The following is a 14,836-nucleotide window of genomic DNA, read 5'->3' as shown; positions in this document are numbered from 1 at the left end:
TGGCAGGAGCCCGCTGACAACACGCCGCCGGCACTGCGAAGGTACGGGGATGAGCGACACCACCGTCACCCCCGGCGCGTACGAGATCTCCTCCGATCCGGCCAGGCTCGACCCGGCCCGGATCCACCACTGGCTCTCCACCGACGCGTACTGGGCCCTCGGCCGCACCCGTGAGGAGCAGGACCGGGCCATCGCCGGCTCCCTCAACTTCGGCGCCTACGACCGGGCTTCCGGCGAACTCGTCGCCTACGCGCGCGTCGTGACCGACCACGCCACCTTCGCGTACCTGTGCGACGTCTACGTCGACAGGGGCGTGCGCGGCAAGGGACTGGGCACCGCGCTGGCCGAGGCGGTACGCGATCGGCTGGTCCCGCTCGGGCTGCGGCGGATCGTCCTCGCCACGGACGATGCGCACGGGGTCTACGAGAAGGCCGGCTTCGCCCCGATCACCGACCCGGAGAAATGGATGGCCCTGAAGCCGCGGTGAACGGCGTTAACGGTCAGTAACCCCTCTTGACCTGGGAGGCGTCCGGCACCACGATCCCGCCATGAGTGTTCGGGTCACCCTCGTCACCGCCGCGCGCTGCGCGTCCCGGCTGGCCGAGCGCTTCGACGACGACCGGCCCCTCGACCAGGCCGGCTGGCACGAGGTGCAGCTCGCCGCGCCCGCGCTCGTTCCGCTGGGCGCGGCGGAACTGCGCTACTGCTCGCCGACCGCCCGCAGCCGGGGGACCGCCGACGCCCTCGGCTACGCCACGCTGGCGCAGCCCGCCCTGAGCGACTGCGACATGGGCCGGTGGCGCGGCCGTACCTTCGCCGAGGTGGCGGCGGTGGAGCCGGACGCGGTGGACAGCTGGCTCGCCGATCCGCGCTCGGCGCCGCACGGGGGTGAGCCCCTGCTGGGCTTCATCACGCGGATAGGGGGCTGGCTCGACACCCGGCCCGCCGACGACGGGAGTTCCGTCCTCGCTGTCGCGGAGCCCGCCGTGGTGCGCGCGGCGCTCGTGTACGCGCTGAAGGCGCCGCCCGCGACGTACTGGAACGTGGACGTGCGGCCGCTGTCCACGGTCGTCCTGATCGGCAGGTCGGGCCGCTGGAACCTACGGCTGGAGAGCTGAGTCCGACGGCACGCCGCGCCCGTGCCCAGGACCCCGCGGCACGGGGCCCGCTCAGTGGTCGCGGGACCCGCCCGCTTCCACCCGGCTCGCCCGCCTCCGCCGCCGGACTCGGCCACGTCCGTCACCGGGTCTTCCCGTGCCCCCGTCGCCGGACCGGACCGGCGACGGTCACCGGGGTTCGCCCAGCGGCTCTCCCGTCTCCAGCAGCGTCTTGAGGCTGGACAGGATCGCCGGCCAGCCGCCGCCGATGCCCTCCAGGACGGCGCTCCCGGGCTCGAAGCCGTCGTGCACCACGGTCAGCCTGACCATGTCGCCGGCGGGCTCGATCTCGAAGGTCACCCTCGACCGGGGCTCCGCCGCCATTTTGTCGGCGAGCTCGTCGGGCAGTCCGCAGGCCTTGGAGAACTCCGGGGTGAAGGTGTGCCAGGTGTACGACAACCGCCGGCCGGGCGCGGACTCCAGCACGACCTGCTCGGGGTCGGACACGGTGGCGCCGAACTGCTCCCAGGCCATCGTCGACCCCGCCGCCCAGTCCGAGGTGAGCGTCACGCCCCAGTAGCGGCGGGTGAAGGCGGGATCGGTCAGGGCCTCCCAGAGCCGTTCCGGGGTGGTCCTGATGTACGTGGTGTAGACGAATGCGGGGGCGTCGCTCATGGGTTCTCGCTCCAATGCGGCCTTCAGGGCGGCGAGGGCGCGCACGCGCTCCCGGTCGTACCGGCTGATCCAGCGGTCGGCGATGGCGTTGATCGGCACGGCGTTGAGGTAGTGCAGCTTCTCCCGGCCGCTGCGGACCGTGGTCACCAGACAGGCCGCTTCGAGCACGGCCAGGTGCTTGCTGACGGACTGCCGGGTCATGTCCACCCCTGTGCACAGCTGTCGCAGGCTCTGCCCGTTGCGGGCGTTGAGGCTGTCCAGCAGCCGTCGGCGGCTGGGGTCGGCCAGTGCCCTGAACACCTCGTCCACCGGTACCACTCCGCGTTCCCGATCGTCGCGCGAACGCTCGTCCGCCGTCCGTCCGTCCGTCGTCGACCGTTCTCGGATATGCAGCCATCCAGTTGCATGAACCATAGGCAGCCAAAAGGTTGCATGTCAATCGCCCGGCCACGCGTCGGAGGGACGCCGAACCGGAGGGACGATGAGGGCGGACGACGACGGACGACGACGGACGCCGGACGACGGCACCGGGGGACGCTGAAACCGGGGGCGGCGAAGGCGCCGGACGGCCGTGCCCCGCACCGGAAGCCGGCGACGGTGTCGATACGGGGCCGGCCCGTTCGTACAGAAGGTGAGACGCCGCTCGGTCGCACCTCGCGGCCGGACCGGGAACCCGTACCCGTACGTGGTCCCGCGGCCGTGGCGCGGAGCCGGAACGTGCAGGCACCCCTGAGGGAGGACACCATGAAGCAGTACCTGCTGAGCATCTACCAGCCCGACGGCGACCCGCCACCGCCCGACGTGCTGGAGCCGATCATGCGGGACCTCGAGGCCGTGAACGCGGAGATGCGGGAGGCGGGCGCCTGGGTCTTCGCCGGGGGTCTGTTCCCGCCGAGCACGGCGACCGTGCTCCACCTCGAGGACGACGAGGTCCTGATGACCGACGGCCCCTACGTCGAGGGCAGGGAACACCTGGGCGGTTTCACTGTCGTCCGGGCCGACGACCTCGACGCCGCGCTGGAATGGGGCCGGAAGCTCGCCCGCGCGATCACCCTCCCGATCGAGGTCCGGCCCCTGCAGCACGGTGAGAGCTGCGGATGACATCCGGCGGGGCGACGGCCTCCGTCGCCGAGGTGGAGCGCGTGTTCCGCGAGCAGTACGGGCGCGCGGTCGCCGTCCTGGTCCGCGTCTTCGGTGACATCGACGTCGCCGAGGAGGCGGTCCAGGACGCCTTCACCACGGCGGTCCGGCGATGGCCGGAAACGGGCCCACCGCCCAGCCCCGCGGGCTGGATCATCACCACCGCCCGCAACCGCGCCGTCGACCGCCTGCGTCGGGAGGCCTCACGCGAGGACCGGCACGCCCAGGCCGCACTGCTGTACGCCCCGGAGGAGCCGGGCGAGGAGGGCCCCGTGCGCGACGACCGGCTCCGGCTGATCTTCACCTGCTGCCACCCGGCCCTCGCGCCGGCGGCGAGGGTCGCCCTGACCCTGCGGCTCGTCGGAGGGCTGAGCACGGCGGAGATCGCCCGCTCCTTCCTCGTGTCCGAACGCACGATGGCCCAACGGCTCGTCCGGGCGAAGGGCAAGATCCGCGACGCCGGAATCCCCTACCGCGTACCCGCCGAAGCCGATCTCCCCGACCGCCTGCGGTCCGTGCTCGCCGTCGTCTACCTCGTCTTCAACGAGGGGTACGCGGCCGGCTCCGGCGACGCGCTCGTCCGTGACGACCTGTGCGCCGAGGGCGTCCGCCTCGGCCGGCTGCTGCACGCCCTCATGCCCGACGAGCCCGAGGTCACGGGGCTGCTGGCGCTGATGCTGCTCACCGAGTCCCGCCGGGCCGCGCGCACCGCGCCGGACGGCGCCCTCGTGCTGCTCGCCGACCAGGACCGCACGCGCTGGGACCGCGACCTCATCGCCGAGGGGCAGGAGCTCGTCCGCCGGTGCCTGCGCCGTGGCCGGCCCGGACCGTACCAGATCCAGGCGGCGATCAACGCCGTCCACAGCGACGCGCCGACCGCCGCTGCCACGGACTGGGGGCAGATCCTCCGGCTCTACGACCAGCTCCACGCCCTCGCCCCGAACCCGGTCGTGGCCCTCCACCGGGCGGTCGCCGTCGCCGAGACCGAAGGCCCCGGGCCGGCGCTCGCCCTCGTGGACGGCCTCGGCCTCGAGGCCTACCACGTCTTCCACGCCGTACGCGCCGATCTGCTGCGCCGGCTGGGCCGGACGGAGGGGGCGGCAGCCGCGTACGAGACCGCCGCGGACCTGGCGGGCAACGCCGCCGAACGGGAGTTCCTGCGACGCGGAGGCGACGCCCTCGACCGTCCCGGCTGACGCACGCCCTGATCACGCACCGGCTCGCGTCCGCGGAGGCCGTGCCGGGGCACGGTTCTGCCCGGCTTCCGTGCGCCGCGGCGGGGCTCGTGCCCGATCCGGGCGGGCCGTGTCCGAATCGGCTGGGCCCGGGCGGATCCGGCCAGGCGGCCCTTGTCGGTCCGGCTGGGCGTCCGTGTGCTCCCGCAGGGCCTGTGTGGAGACGGCCCGGGAAGTGGTGCCCGGCCGGCGGGACCGCGTCCGTTCCCGCCGAACACGAGCACGAACCGCCGAGGTACCTTTCCCGCCATGTACTCGCACCGGGCGCCGGAAGCGCTGGAACTCATCCGACTCGGCGACGGTGATCAGAGCGTCAGCGTCCGCCTCCCGTCGGCGACTCCCGTCGCCTCAGGCGGGAGCGCCCGGTACTACGCCGCCGAAGCCGTGGTCATCAGCGGTTTCGTGAGCGGGACGGTCCATCTCGGCTTCGACTCCGACGACCTGACGGATCTGGGCCGTCTGCTGGACGCGATCGAGGAGGTCGAGGCGGAGCCGGACCCTGACGACCCGTTCACGGCCGACTGGCCCCGGGAAGGCGACACGGCCTGTCTCCGGTTCATCATCGAGGACCCCTGGGTGGTCGAGGTCTGCGACGGCCCGAGCACCGGTGTCGCGGTGGCCGTACCGCTCGACATGGGCGAGGGGTGGATCGCGGGGGCGCGAGAGCGTCTCGCGGCGGCGCGGGTCGCCCTCGGCGAGTGAGGCCGGCGGCGGGACCGGGCTGACGGGCTGAGGGGTCCGACCGCTGCGGCGCGTCCCGCGCGCCCGCCCGTCCGGCGTATGGGCCGCGTCCGCCGACCGCGGCGGGTCCGGCCTCGCCGCGTCCGTCGCCTGCGCCGCGTCCGTCGCCTGCGCCGCGTCCGTCGCCTGCGCCGCGTCCGTCGCCTGCGCCGCGTCCGCCGACCGCGGCGGGTCCGGCCTCGCTGCGTCCGTCGCCTGCGCCGCGTCCGCCGACCGCGGCGGGTCCGGCCTCGCTGCGTCCGTCGCCTGCGCCGCGTCCGTCACCGTGCCCGCGCCGCGTCCGTCGCCTGCGCCGCGTCCGTCACCGTGCCCGCGCCGTGCCGTTGCCCTTGTCCGCACTTCGACGTGTGCCGGGCCCCGCCGTACCGTCACCCCGCTCTGCCGTGCGCTCCGCCTGCGCGACACCGCGCCGCCCCGTCCGGCCCTCACTTGCCTCGCCTATCGAATTTCGATAGATTTCCATCGCGACTCGATCGAAGGAGGGGCGATGGGAAAGCTGACAGTGATCGCGCTGCGTGCCGTGCTCGTGGTGCTGCTCGCCGGCTCGGTGTTCGTGCAGGCGGTCATGGTTCCGCTGCTGGCCGTCGACATGGAGGAACTCGACGCGGACTACACGTATCTGCGCACCCCGTTCCTCGTGATCACGGTCCTGGGCGTGGTGACGGTCCAGGTCGTCCTGGTCTCCGTGTGGCGGCTGGTGACGATGGTCGCGCGCGGCACCGTCTTCTCCCATGCCGCCTTCCGGTACGTGGACGTGGTGATCGGCGCGCTCGTGGCGGCCGCCGTCGTGGTGTTCGCGCTGGCGGTCCTCCTGGCGCCGGGCGAGGCCGTCGCTCCGGGCGTGGTCCTCCTGATCGGCGGAGTCGTCCTGGCCGTCCTCGGCGTGGCGCTCATCGTGCTCGTCCTCCGGATGCTGCTCGCCCAGGCCGTCGCGCGGGATGCCGAGGCGGCCCAGATGCAGGCCGAGCTGGACGAGGTGATCTGATGCCGATCACCGTCGACATCGACGTGATGCTCGCCAGGCGGAAGATGTCGGTGGGCGAACTGGCCGAACGGGTCGGCATCACGCCCGCCAACCTGGCGGTGCTCAAGAACGGCCGTGCCAAGGCGGTGCGCTTCGCCACGCTGGCCGCGCTCTGCGAGGTGCTCGAGTGCCAGCCGGGAGACCTGCTGCGCTGGGAGCCCGATCCCGAGCCCGGGGCCACGACCGGATCCGAGCCCGAGGTCGCAGTCCCGGAAGGGTGAGGTCCGCGCCGCCCCCGGCGTGCACGGCGCCACGAGGGGGGCGGCGCGCGCAACCAGGCGCGTCGAGGTCGAGCCGGCGGGTGAGGCGAAGGGCGTTCGGCCGGGGCCCCAGGGGCGGGCGCGCCGGCCCCGCGTCGCCGGCGCTGCTGGAGGAACTGGCGCGGCACGACCCCCCGGTCCAGCGGGTGTTCAGGGAGGTCGCCGCCCACGGAGCTGCGACGGCCGCCGTGCTGCTCGCCTGTCTGGCGGACGGGCGGGGCAGGCGCGCCGCCGCGGGACATCCCGCCCTTCCCCCGCAGGTCCTGACCGGCCTGCTCGACGATGCGGACCGGCAGGTGGCGCAGGCGGCCGCAGCCAATCCGTCGCTGCCCCCCGAGGTGATGACCCGGCTCGTGCCGTGACGCCGGGGCCCGGCCCCGCTGCCCGGGGAGGGGGACCGAGGCCGGCCCGGTCCCCTCGACGGGCGAGGCGGGGCGATGCGCCCCGCCGCGACCTCACCGGCGGTCGGCCCACCCCGGAACGGTCGGCAGCACCTTCTCGGCGACCCGGAGCAGTACCGCGTCGTCGGGCACCCTGCCGTCCGTGCGCCACAGGCTCACCTCGAAGGAGCCCCCGCCGTCCTCGGCGTCCTGGGCCACGCTGAGGGTGCGGACCGGCAGTCCGGGGCCGTCGGAGGAGGCATCGCTCCCGTCGAGGCGGAAGCTGATGCTGATGGTGCGGTCCGAGTAGAGGACCGCCGGCCGGCCGAGGGCCGTGACCCGTTGCGCGTCGTTCCCCGGGTACGCGGTGGACCCGGCCACCGGGCGGCCGTCGTAGGTGGCCCCGAGCGTCACGGTGTACGTCTCGAACTCGACCTCGGCCGAGGGGACGGCCAGCGCGTTGCTGCCGGACCCGACGGTGCTGTCGCTCCCGACGGCGGACTTCGCGCGCTCTCCCGGCGTACCCAGCAGCTCCGCGAGGTCGGGACGGTGCAGGGCCTCGCACAGCTGCCTACCGGAGAGCACCCGGCGCGCCTTGCCGGTCCCGTCGTCCGGTTCTTCGGATTCGCCGTCGAAGCAGGTGGCGGGCGGGCGTTCGCCGGTCCCGGACGACGACGCCTCCCCGAGGCCCCACAACCCCACGCCGAGCGTCCCCACCAACGCCACTGCCGCGACGGCCTGCCCCCAGGCGCTCACGCTCTTCGCGGACGCGCCGATTTCGTCTGTCATGTCCCCCGCCTGCCCGATCCCCCCGATACGTGCCCGGGGACCCTAACCCGTGATCATCGGACCGGCAAGAAGGTTTCTCCCCCCGGTCGCGTCAGGACGGGGCGAGGACGCAGAACTCGTGGCCCTCCGGGTCGGTCAGGCATGTCCACGGGACGTCGCCCTGGCCGAGGTCGAGGTCGGTGGCGCCGAGTGCCCGCAGCCGGGCCACCTCCGCGCCCTTGTCGCCACCGGGGTACGGCAGCAGGTCGAGATGGACGCGGTCCGGCACGGTCTTCACTCCGGGCGTGCGCACGAACGCGAGACGAGGGCCGACATCCTTGGCGGAGCGCAGCACCGCATGATCGTCGGTCGCCTCGTGCAGGGTCCAGTCCATCGCCTCGCCCCAGAACCGGGCCATGGCCCGCGGATCCGCGCAGTCGACCACGATCCGGGCGATCGGCCCGGTGTCCCGGTGGATCTCCCGGGGCTCCCGTACACAGAACTCGTTGCCCTCGGGGTCGGCGAGGACCGTCCACGGCACGTCGCCCTGGCCGACGTGGGCCGGCGTCGCGCCGAGGGTCCGGAGGCGCGCGACCAACTCCGCCTGATGGGCCGCGGAGGCCGTGGCGAGATCGAGGTGCACGCGGTTCTTCGTCGCCGTCCCGGGTTCCGGGACGGCGACGACGTCGATGCCGACGGTGACCGGGTCCGGCCAGACGAGGCCGCCGGCGGGTCCGACGTAGGTGGTCGCGCCGGATCCCGTGTCGTACGCACTCCAGCCGAGCGCCTCCGCCCAGAACCGGCCGACCGCCGAGTGGTCGAGCGCCTTGATGTTCAGATGGGCAGGTCGAAGGGCCATGCCGGCGATCCTATGGGCCCGCTCCGCGACGCATCGCCGGATGCGGTGCCGAGGCGCCCCTCGGCCCTCCCGCCTCGGCCGATTGTGACTGAGCGCTTCAGGTGGCCCCATCGGCCATGTAGAGCGCTCAGCTCGCGACGCTCTGCCGGGGAAGCGTCCAGCGGCGCATCCATGTCCGGAAGGGGATCTTTGCGGAGGCTGCGGCCTGGGAGGGCGTACGGGGGCTGGCCTGCGACGCGGTTCGGGGCCCGGTGGGGCCGGGTGTTCTGGGGTTGGCCGTTCGCCCCCTACTGGGTCTTGCTCCGCGCCGGTCGGCACCGGCCTGGCAGTCGTCCAGACCGGCGGACGGGCCGACGTCACGCAGGGACGCCGAGCGGCGGGTGCTCGAGCACGCGGGGCTTGTACTCGACCAGCTGGATGCGGCCGTCGAAGGTGCGGTGCTCGATCATCTCGAGGGCAACGTCCGGATAGCCGTCGTAGATGCGTTCTTCGCCCGTGGCCCCGGTGATCACCGGGAACATCACGACCCGGAAGCGGTCGACGAGTCCGGCTCGTAGCAGGGACCGGCACAGGCTGAGGCTGCCGATCGTGCTGAGGAGCCCCGGGCCACTCGACTTCATGGCGCGGACCGCCTCGACAGCGTCGTCGCGGACGAGCGTGGAGTTGGCCCACGTCAGTGGCTCCTTGAGCGAGGAGGAGAACACCACCTTGGGCGCTTGCGTGAGCTCGTCGACGGACGCCTCTTCCTCGGGCCGGAACTCGTCTTGGCCAGGGGGGACCTCGCCTGCGGCGAAGCCCGACATCAGGCGGTAGGTGTTCGCTCCCATCAGGTAGGTGGCCTCGGGCTGCTCGCCGAGCCATGCGAGGTACTCCGGGCCCTCGAGGCCCCAGAATCCGGGCCATCCCTCTCCCGATGCATGGCCGTCGAGGGAGGTGATGAAGTCGACGAGAAGCTCCGACATGGCTGTGTCCTTTCGTGGGACGTCACGAGCTTGGACCGACCGGGAGCAACAGACTCATCGGCCGCGCTGTGGAGCAACGAGGAAACGGCCCGGGCGGCGGACGCCGGGGCGGATGTCAACCGAGGATCACCACAGTGGCCCCGAGCAGTGCCGGGCACGCCATCGCGGCGTGTGACCGAGCACCGCAGTTGGCCCCGCTGGACAACTCCGATGCACAATCACAGCCCGGTCGCCCTGAACAGGGAGTCCCAGAGGACCGCTTCCGGACACCGCCACCCAAGGCCTCCTGCAAAGCCGGCACTCCAGTTCGCCGCCCCGGCCGAGCAGACGGCCGACCATCTCGCCCGTCCTGCCGCCGCCCCGACACAGCAGACCCTTCGGGGGCTATCGGCCCCGCGGTGCACGCTGTATCGCATCGGCGACCCGGACACCGCGCCCGCCCGCGCACGCTGCCCGAACACAGTCGAGCTGCCACGGCAGAGCGCCCGCACGTCCGAGCGGGTCGAGCGCGTGCCGGCTCACTGGACCGAACACTCGTTCACCGACCGAGTACCCGCCTCTGGTCAGTCGTCGAGCGTCCGGTAGACGGTGGTCCAGAAGTCCTGGTGGAGTCGGGGGGTGTCCGCGGAGTCCATGGCCGTCTGCGTCAGCAGAATCCCGATGAGCCGTTCCGCCGGGTCGGCGTACGCTGTCGTGCCCAGGCCGCCGTCCCACCCGAACTGCCCCACGGACGCGAGGTCACGGCGATGGGTGCGCACCGCCATGCCGAAGCCGTAGCCGCCGTGCCGTCCGAAGAGGTCACCGAACTGGTCCTTCTCGACCTTCTGCTCCGGCGTCAGGTGGTCCATGGTCATCAGCTCGACCGAGGCGCGGGAGAGGACGCGCTCGCCTCCGTGGCTCCCCTTGTTCAGCAGCATCCGGTGGAACGCGTGGTAGTCGTCGACGGTGGAGACCAGACCGTCACCACCGGCCTCGAACACCGGCGGCCGGCTGTACTTACCACCGACGGCCTCGTCCCAGGTCGTGAGTTCGCCGGTCTCCGGGTCGTGGGCATAGCTGGTGGGAAGCCGGTGCATCCGGTCGGCGGGCACGTGAAACCCGGTGTCCACCATCCCCAGTGGCCCAAACAGCCGCTCGCGCAGGAACTCCCCGAAGGGCCGGCCCGCCACTCTCGAGACCAGGACCCCGAGCACGTCTGAGCCGACGTGGTACTGCCACCGTTCGCCGGGCTGGTACATCAGCGGAAGAGCGCCCAGCTGCTTGATCCACTCGTCCGGTCCGACCGTCGGCCAGTTCGCGGTCCCGTCACCGATGACGCCCCGCTCCCGGACGGCGACCTGGATCGGGTACGTGTCCGGCGGAGCCGGTACCAGACCGAAACCGAAGGTCAGGGTCAGCAGATCGCGCACGGTGATCGAGCGCCGGGCGGGCACGGTGTCGTCCAACGGGGCGTCGATCCGCGCCAGCACCCGCCGGTTCGCCAGCTCGGGCAGCCAGGTCTCGACCGGGTCGTCCAGTCGCAGTCGGCACTCCTCGACCAGGATCATCACCGCCGCGGCAGTGACCGGCTTGGTCAGTGAGGCCATGCGGAAGAGGGTGTCCCGACGCATCGGCGCACCACCCGGAGCCCCCGCAGTTCGCCGGTCACCGCGAGCAGCGCCGTCCGGCGATCCGCCCTCCGATCCACCGTGGAGTCCGGCGTCCGATCCGCCCCCCGAACGGCCAACCGACCGAGCATCCGATCGATGAGCCGCGTGCAGGGTGCCCAAGGCCTCGACGTGCACCTGGTCGCCCCTGCCGACCAGGGCGACCAGTCCGGGAACCGCCCCGGACTCGACGTAACCGGCAAGCACCTCGCGCATCCGGTGCAGCCCCGCCGGCGAAAGCCCACCGTCCGCGCCCCCACTCAGAGCCCAGTTCCCCCGCTCGTCCCAGCTCACGGTCTGTCTGGTGGCCTGTGACATGTCGCCCCCTTGTGTTCACTTTGATCGCCGGGTTGGTCGTCCGGCCTGCCCCTTCAGCATTTCGCCCGGCCGTCGGGGGAACAACGGGAGATCACGAAAGGCCGGATAACCTGCCGCTTATGGATCGTGGTGCGTCGTCACAGCGCCGAGGGGGACGGGGACGGGACGGGTGGAGCTGAGGGACATCGAGATCTTCCTGACGCTTGCGGAAGAACTTCATTTCGGCAGGACGGCCCAACGGCTGCACGTGTCGCAAGCGCGGGTCAGCCAGGCTCTCAAGAAGCAGGAACGAGGCGTCGGGGCGCGGTTGTTCGAGCGCACCAGCCGAAACGTGCGGCTGACCCCGCTGGGCGAGCAACTGCGCGAGGACCTGCTACCGGTCTACCGGGGGCTACAGGAGAGCGTGGAGCGGGCCAGGCTCGCCGCGCGGGGCACGACCGAGGTGCTACGCGTGGGCATGCTGCCCAGCAACGCCCACGATCTACGGCCCTACTGGGAGGCGTTCCGCGCCCGCCACCCGCAGTGGGCCCTGCGCATACGGCACAACCCGTTCATCGACGCGTTCGGCCCGCTGCGGCGGGGAGAGATCGACGTCCTGGTCGCCTGGCTGCCCGTGGAGGAGCCCGACCTCACGGTGGGGCCGGTCATCTACACCGAGCACGCGGTGGCACTCGTCGCCCACGACCACGAACTGGCCGTCCGGCCATCGGTCTCCCTGGAGGACTTCGGCGATTTCGGCATTTGGCAGGGCCCGGCCGGACCCGATTACTGGGCGGACGCCTTCACGCCCTTCCAAACCCCCAGCGGCCGCCCGATAGAACGCCACAGCCCGGTCATCAAGAGCCTGGACGACTTGTTCACCCAGGTCGCCGCCGGGGACGTCATCCACAACCTGGGCGCGCACGTCACCCGGTACCACGCCCGCCCCGACATCGTCTATCTGCCCATTCACGACTGGCCAGGCCTGCGCTGGGGCCTGGTCTGGCGCAGCGACACCGAGTTCGCCCCCGTCCGGGCACTTGCCCAGGTTGTGGGGGACTTGGGTACGGCGAGGCACTGAGAGTGAAACGTGGACCGCTCCCCGTCCGCGTGCCAGGTGTATCGACCCGCAGCGCTGTTCGCGCGTCACCGCTCTCGGCGGCACCCTGCACACCGGACCGTGACTCGACAGCGCCTGGGGCCCCGCTCCTCGAGCGCGTGCAGGACGTTCGTGACCCCGCCGTAGTCGATCTCGGTGCCGGGAGGCAGGACTTCACGGGCACGGGCACGGGATTCGCTGCGCGCGAGCGCCACGGGGGTCAGACCGCGGGCGGTCGCCGCGGCGGTGACCTCGGCCGGCAGGTCCGGCAGGTCCGGCAGCACCGGCAGCGCCAAGTCTCACACCGATGCCGCCCGGGAGATCACTTCGTTGCATAAAAGTGCAGTGATGCGTATAGTCATGCCATCGAGTACGGAGGAACCGATGGCACTACGTGCAGCAGTCGCGGGAGCGAGTGGATACGCGGGCGGGGAACTGCTCCGGCTGCTCCTCGCGCATCCCGGGGTCGAGATCGGGGCCCTGACGGCCAACGCGAACGCCGGCCAGCGCCTCGGGGCGTTGCAGCCCCATCTGCTGCCGCTCGCCGACCGGGTGCTCGCGACCACCACCGCCGATGTGCTCGCAGGGCATGACGTGGTGTTCCTCGCGCTGCCCCACGGCCGGTCCGCCGCGGTCGCCGAGCAGCTCGGCGACGACGTGCTGGTCGTCGACATGGGCGCCGACTTCCGGCTGCGCAGCGCCGCCGACTGGGAGAGGTTCTACGGTTCCGCGCACGCCGGGACCTGGCCGTACGGCCTCCCCGAACTGCCGGGTGCCCGCGCCGCGCTGGAGGGGTCCAGGCGCATCGCGGTGCCCGGCTGCTATCCCACGGCGGTCTCGCTCGCGCTGTTCCCCGCGTACGCGGGCGGACTCGCCGAGCCGGAGGCCGTGATCACCGCGGCCAGCGGCACCTCCGGTGCCGGCAGGGCGCTCAAGCCCCATCTGCTCGGCTCCGAGGTCATGGGCTCCATGAGCCCCTACGGCGTCGGCGGCGGCCACCGGCACACCCCGGAGATGATCCAGAACCTCAGCGCGGTGGCGGGGGAGCCCGTCACCGTGTCCTTCACGCCCACCCTCGCGCCCATGCCCCGGGGCATCCTCGCCACCTGCAGCGCCAAGGCCGTGCCGGGGACCACCGCCGAGGCCGTACGCGCCGCGTACGAGAAGGCGTACGCGGACGAGCCGTTCGTCCGGCTGCTCCCCGAGGGGCAGTGGCCGGCCACGGCGTCCGTGCAGGGTTCCAACGCCGTTCACGTCCAGGTCGCCCTCGACGGGACCGCCGGCCGCATCATCGCGATCAGCGCCATCGACAACCTGACCAAGGGCACGGCGGGCGGCGCGGTCCAGAGCATGAACATCGCCCTCGGTCTGGACCAGACCACGGGCCTTTCCACGATCGGAGTGGCACCTTGAGCGTCACCGCTGCACAGGGATTCACGGCGGCCGGCATCGCCGCCGGGATCAAGGAGAACGGCAACCCGGACCTGGCCCTCGTGGTCAACGAGGGACCCCGTCACGCCGCCGCCGGTGTCTTCACCTCCAACCGGGTCAAGGCCGCCCCCGTCCTCTGGTCCGAGCAGGTCCTCAAGGGCGGCGAGGTCTCCGCCGTCGTCCTCAACTCCGGCGGCGCCAACGCCTGTACCGGCCCCAAGGGCTTCCAGGACACCCACGCCACCGCCGAGAAGGCCGCCCAGGTCCTCGAAGGCCACAGCGCCGGCGAGATCGCCGTCGCCTCCACCGGTCTCATCGGTGTCCTGCTGCCCATGGACAAGCTCCTGCCCGGCATCGAGAAGGCGGCCGCCGAACTCAGCGCTCACGGCGGCGAGAAGGCCGCCATCGCCATCATGACCACCGACACCGTGCACAAGACGGCCGTCGTGACCCGGGGCGGCTGGACCGTCGGCGGCATGGCCAAGGGCGCGGGCATGCTGGCCCCCGGCCTCGCCACCATGCTCGTCGTCCTCACCACCGACGCCGACGTGGACGCCGCCGGCCTGGACAAGGCCCTGCGCGACGCCACCCGCGTCACCTTCGACCGGGTCGACTCCGACGGCTGCATGTCCACGAACGACACCGTGCTGCTCCTCGCCTCCGGCGCGTCCGGGATCACCCCCGGCCACGACGAGTTCACCGACGCCGTACGGGCCGTCTGCGACGACCTCGCCCGCCGGCTCATCGGCGACGCCGAGGGCGCCAGCAAGGACATCCGCATCGAGGTGGTCAACGCCGCGAGCGAGGACGACGCCGTCGAGGTGGGCCGCTCCATCGCCCGCAACAACCTCCTCAAGTGCGCCATCCACGGCGAGGACCCGAACTGGGGCCGTGTCCTGTCCGCCATCGGCACCACCGCGGCGGTCTTCGAGCCGGACCGGCTCAACGTCGCCATCAACGGCGTCTGGGTGTGCCGGAACGGTTCCGTCGGCGAGGACCGCGAGCTGGTCGACATGCGGTACCGGGAGGTGCGGATCACCGCCGACCTCGCCGCCGGGTCCGAGTCCGCCGTCATCTGGGCCAACGACCTCACCGCCGACTACGTCCACGAGAACAGCGCCTACTCCTCCTGACGAGCCCCTCCCGGGCGTCTTCCGGGAGATCCGGGCGGCCCCCGGGCATCTACCGGGCGTCTTCCGGGCGAGTCAGTGACGTGAGTTCC

The 14,836-nt window shown here is 72.4% G+C and carries 17 protein-coding genes; 11 read left to right on the top strand and 6 right to left on the bottom strand.

The features are described from left to right. The first annotated feature begins 49 nt into the window (after positions 1 to 49). Positions 50 to 487, top strand: coding sequence for a GNAT family N-acetyltransferase (locus QRN89_RS06055; protein ID WP_290348311.1), 438 nt, complete (start codon positions 50 to 52; stop codon positions 485 to 487). A 61-nt stretch (positions 488 to 548) separates the two neighbouring features. Further along, positions 549 to 1,118, top strand: a complete 570-nt coding sequence (locus QRN89_RS06050) for a histidine phosphatase family protein (protein ID WP_290348310.1) — start codon at positions 549 to 551, stop codon at positions 1,116 to 1,118. 168 nt (positions 1,119 to 1,286) lie between these two features. Here the strand turns inward: QRN89_RS06050 and QRN89_RS06045 are convergent, their stop codons facing one another. Next, the gene (locus tag QRN89_RS06045; RefSeq protein ID WP_290348309.1) at positions 1,287 to 2,081 is read right to left on the bottom strand and encodes an ArsR/SmtB family transcription factor; all 795 of its coding nucleotides are present in this window, start codon (positions 2,079 to 2,081) and stop codon (positions 1,287 to 1,289) included. Positions 2,082 to 2,516: 435 nt separating this feature from the next. Between QRN89_RS06045 and QRN89_RS06040 the strand changes: the two genes are divergently transcribed. The 6 genes from QRN89_RS06040 (at position 2,517) to QRN89_RS06015 (ending at position 6,534) form a co-directional block, all read left to right on the top strand. Further along, entirely contained in the window at positions 2,517 to 2,873 is a 357-nt protein-coding gene (locus QRN89_RS06040; protein WP_290348308.1) for a YciI family protein, read from the top strand. Next, a complete protein-coding gene (locus QRN89_RS06035; protein ID WP_290348307.1) occupies positions 2,870 to 4,108 on the top strand; it encodes an RNA polymerase sigma factor in 1,239 nt (412 codons plus the stop codon). Before QRN89_RS06040 ends, QRN89_RS06035 begins: the two co-directional genes overlap by 4 nt. Before the next feature lie 288 nt (positions 4,109 to 4,396). Then, positions 4,397 to 4,849 carry a DUF5959 family protein gene (locus tag QRN89_RS06030; protein WP_290348306.1) on the top strand — a complete coding sequence of 151 codons (453 nt, stop codon included), beginning with the start codon at positions 4,397 to 4,399 and terminating at the stop codon, positions 4,847 to 4,849. A 526-nt stretch (positions 4,850 to 5,375) separates the two neighbouring features. Further along, positions 5,376 to 5,873, top strand: coding sequence for a DUF2975 domain-containing protein (locus QRN89_RS06025; protein ID WP_290348305.1), 498 nt, complete (start codon positions 5,376 to 5,378; stop codon positions 5,871 to 5,873). Then, positions 5,873 to 6,133 (top strand): helix-turn-helix domain-containing protein, encoded by a 261-nt coding sequence (locus QRN89_RS06020; RefSeq protein WP_290348304.1) that lies wholly within the window; start codon positions 5,873 to 5,875, stop codon positions 6,131 to 6,133. The genes QRN89_RS06025 and QRN89_RS06020 overlap by 1 nt, the downstream gene beginning before the upstream one ends. Before the next feature lie 80 nt (positions 6,134 to 6,213). Continuing rightward, positions 6,214 to 6,534: a hypothetical protein gene (locus QRN89_RS06015; protein ID WP_435833241.1), complete on the top strand. Its 321-nt coding sequence runs from the start codon at positions 6,214 to 6,216 to the stop codon at positions 6,532 to 6,534. Positions 6,535 to 6,627: 93 nt separating this feature from the next. On the opposite strand, the gene QRN89_RS06010 is transcribed toward QRN89_RS06015, so the two are convergent. From QRN89_RS06010 to QRN89_RS05995, 4 genes are all read right to left on the bottom strand, one after another. After that, entirely contained in the window at positions 6,628 to 7,341 is a 714-nt protein-coding gene (locus tag QRN89_RS06010; protein ID WP_290348303.1) for a DUF6215 domain-containing protein, read from the bottom strand. Positions 7,342 to 7,432: 91 nt separating this feature from the next. After that, entirely contained in the window at positions 7,433 to 8,179 is a 747-nt protein-coding gene (locus tag QRN89_RS06005) for a VOC family protein (protein ID WP_290348302.1), read from the bottom strand. 356 nt (positions 8,180 to 8,535) lie between these two features. Beyond that, positions 8,536 to 9,141, bottom strand: a complete 606-nt coding sequence (locus tag QRN89_RS06000; protein ID WP_290348301.1) for a dihydrofolate reductase family protein — start codon at positions 9,139 to 9,141, stop codon at positions 8,536 to 8,538. A gap of 563 nt (positions 9,142 to 9,704) precedes the next feature. Then, positions 9,705 to 11,003, bottom strand: coding sequence for a serine hydrolase domain-containing protein (locus QRN89_RS05995; RefSeq protein ID WP_290353584.1), 1,299 nt, complete (start codon positions 11,001 to 11,003; stop codon positions 9,705 to 9,707). 271 nt (positions 11,004 to 11,274) lie between these two features. Between QRN89_RS05995 and QRN89_RS05990 the strand changes: the two genes are divergently transcribed. Next, positions 11,275 to 12,165 (top strand): LysR family transcriptional regulator, encoded by an 891-nt coding sequence (locus tag QRN89_RS05990; RefSeq protein WP_290348300.1) that lies wholly within the window; start codon positions 11,275 to 11,277, stop codon positions 12,163 to 12,165. 65 nt (positions 12,166 to 12,230) lie between these two features. On the opposite strand, the gene QRN89_RS05985 is transcribed toward QRN89_RS05990, so the two are convergent. Then, positions 12,231 to 12,479 carry a hypothetical protein gene (locus QRN89_RS05985; RefSeq protein WP_290348299.1) on the bottom strand — a complete coding sequence of 83 codons (249 nt, stop codon included), beginning with the start codon at positions 12,477 to 12,479 and terminating at the stop codon, positions 12,231 to 12,233. 88 nt (positions 12,480 to 12,567) lie between these two features. On the opposite strand from QRN89_RS05985, the gene argC reads away from it, so the two are divergent. Together argC and argJ are read left to right on the top strand one after the other, a co-directional pair. Continuing rightward, a complete protein-coding gene (argC, locus tag QRN89_RS05980; protein ID WP_290348298.1) occupies positions 12,568 to 13,596 on the top strand; it encodes an N-acetyl-gamma-glutamyl-phosphate reductase in 1,029 nt (342 codons plus the stop codon). Then, a complete protein-coding gene (gene argJ / locus QRN89_RS05975) occupies positions 13,593 to 14,747 on the top strand; it encodes a bifunctional glutamate N-acetyltransferase/amino-acid acetyltransferase ArgJ (protein WP_290348297.1) in 1,155 nt (384 codons plus the stop codon). The genes argC and argJ overlap by 4 nt, the downstream gene beginning before the upstream one ends. Positions 14,748 to 14,836 lie beyond the last annotated feature (89 nt).

It is taken from the genome of Streptomyces sp. HUAS CB01 (assembly GCF_030406905.1).
Classification (GTDB): Bacteria; Actinomycetota; Actinomycetes; order Streptomycetales; family Streptomycetaceae; genus Streptomyces; species Streptomyces chengbuensis.
This window is presented reverse-complemented; position numbering and strand designations above follow the sequence as displayed.

Excerpts from the sequence above, each read along its gene's own strand:
- QRN89_RS06055 (WP_290348311.1), top strand. The coding sequence starts at position 50 with ATGAGCGACACCACCGTCACCCCCGGCGCGTACGAGATCTCCTCCGAT.
- QRN89_RS06050 (WP_290348310.1), top strand. The coding sequence starts at position 549 with ATGAGTGTTCGGGTCACCCTCGTCACCGCCGCGCGCTGCGCGTCCCGG.
- QRN89_RS06040 (WP_290348308.1), top strand. The coding sequence starts at position 2,517 with ATGAAGCAGTACCTGCTGAGCATCTACCAGCCCGACGGCGACCCGCCA.
- QRN89_RS06035 (WP_290348307.1), top strand. The coding sequence starts at position 2,870 with ATGACATCCGGCGGGGCGACGGCCTCCGTCGCCGAGGTGGAGCGCGTG.
- QRN89_RS06030 (WP_290348306.1), top strand. The coding sequence starts at position 4,397 with ATGTACTCGCACCGGGCGCCGGAAGCGCTGGAACTCATCCGACTCGGC.
- QRN89_RS06025 (WP_290348305.1), top strand. The coding sequence starts at position 5,376 with ATGGGAAAGCTGACAGTGATCGCGCTGCGTGCCGTGCTCGTGGTGCTG.
- QRN89_RS06020 (WP_290348304.1), top strand. The coding sequence starts at position 5,873 with ATGCCGATCACCGTCGACATCGACGTGATGCTCGCCAGGCGGAAGATG.
- QRN89_RS06010 (WP_290348303.1), bottom strand. The coding sequence starts at position 7,341 with ATGACAGACGAAATCGGCGCGTCCGCGAAGAGCGTGAGCGCCTGGGGG.
- QRN89_RS06005 (WP_290348302.1), bottom strand. The coding sequence starts at position 8,179 with ATGGCCCTTCGACCTGCCCATCTGAACATCAAGGCGCTCGACCACTCG.
- QRN89_RS06000 (WP_290348301.1), bottom strand. The coding sequence starts at position 9,141 with ATGTCGGAGCTTCTCGTCGACTTCATCACCTCCCTCGACGGCCATGCA.
- QRN89_RS05995 (WP_290353584.1), bottom strand. The coding sequence starts at position 11,003 with ATGCGCGAGGTGCTTGCCGGTTACGTCGAGTCCGGGGCGGTTCCCGGA.
- argC (WP_290348298.1), top strand. The coding sequence starts at position 12,568 with ATGGCACTACGTGCAGCAGTCGCGGGAGCGAGTGGATACGCGGGCGGG.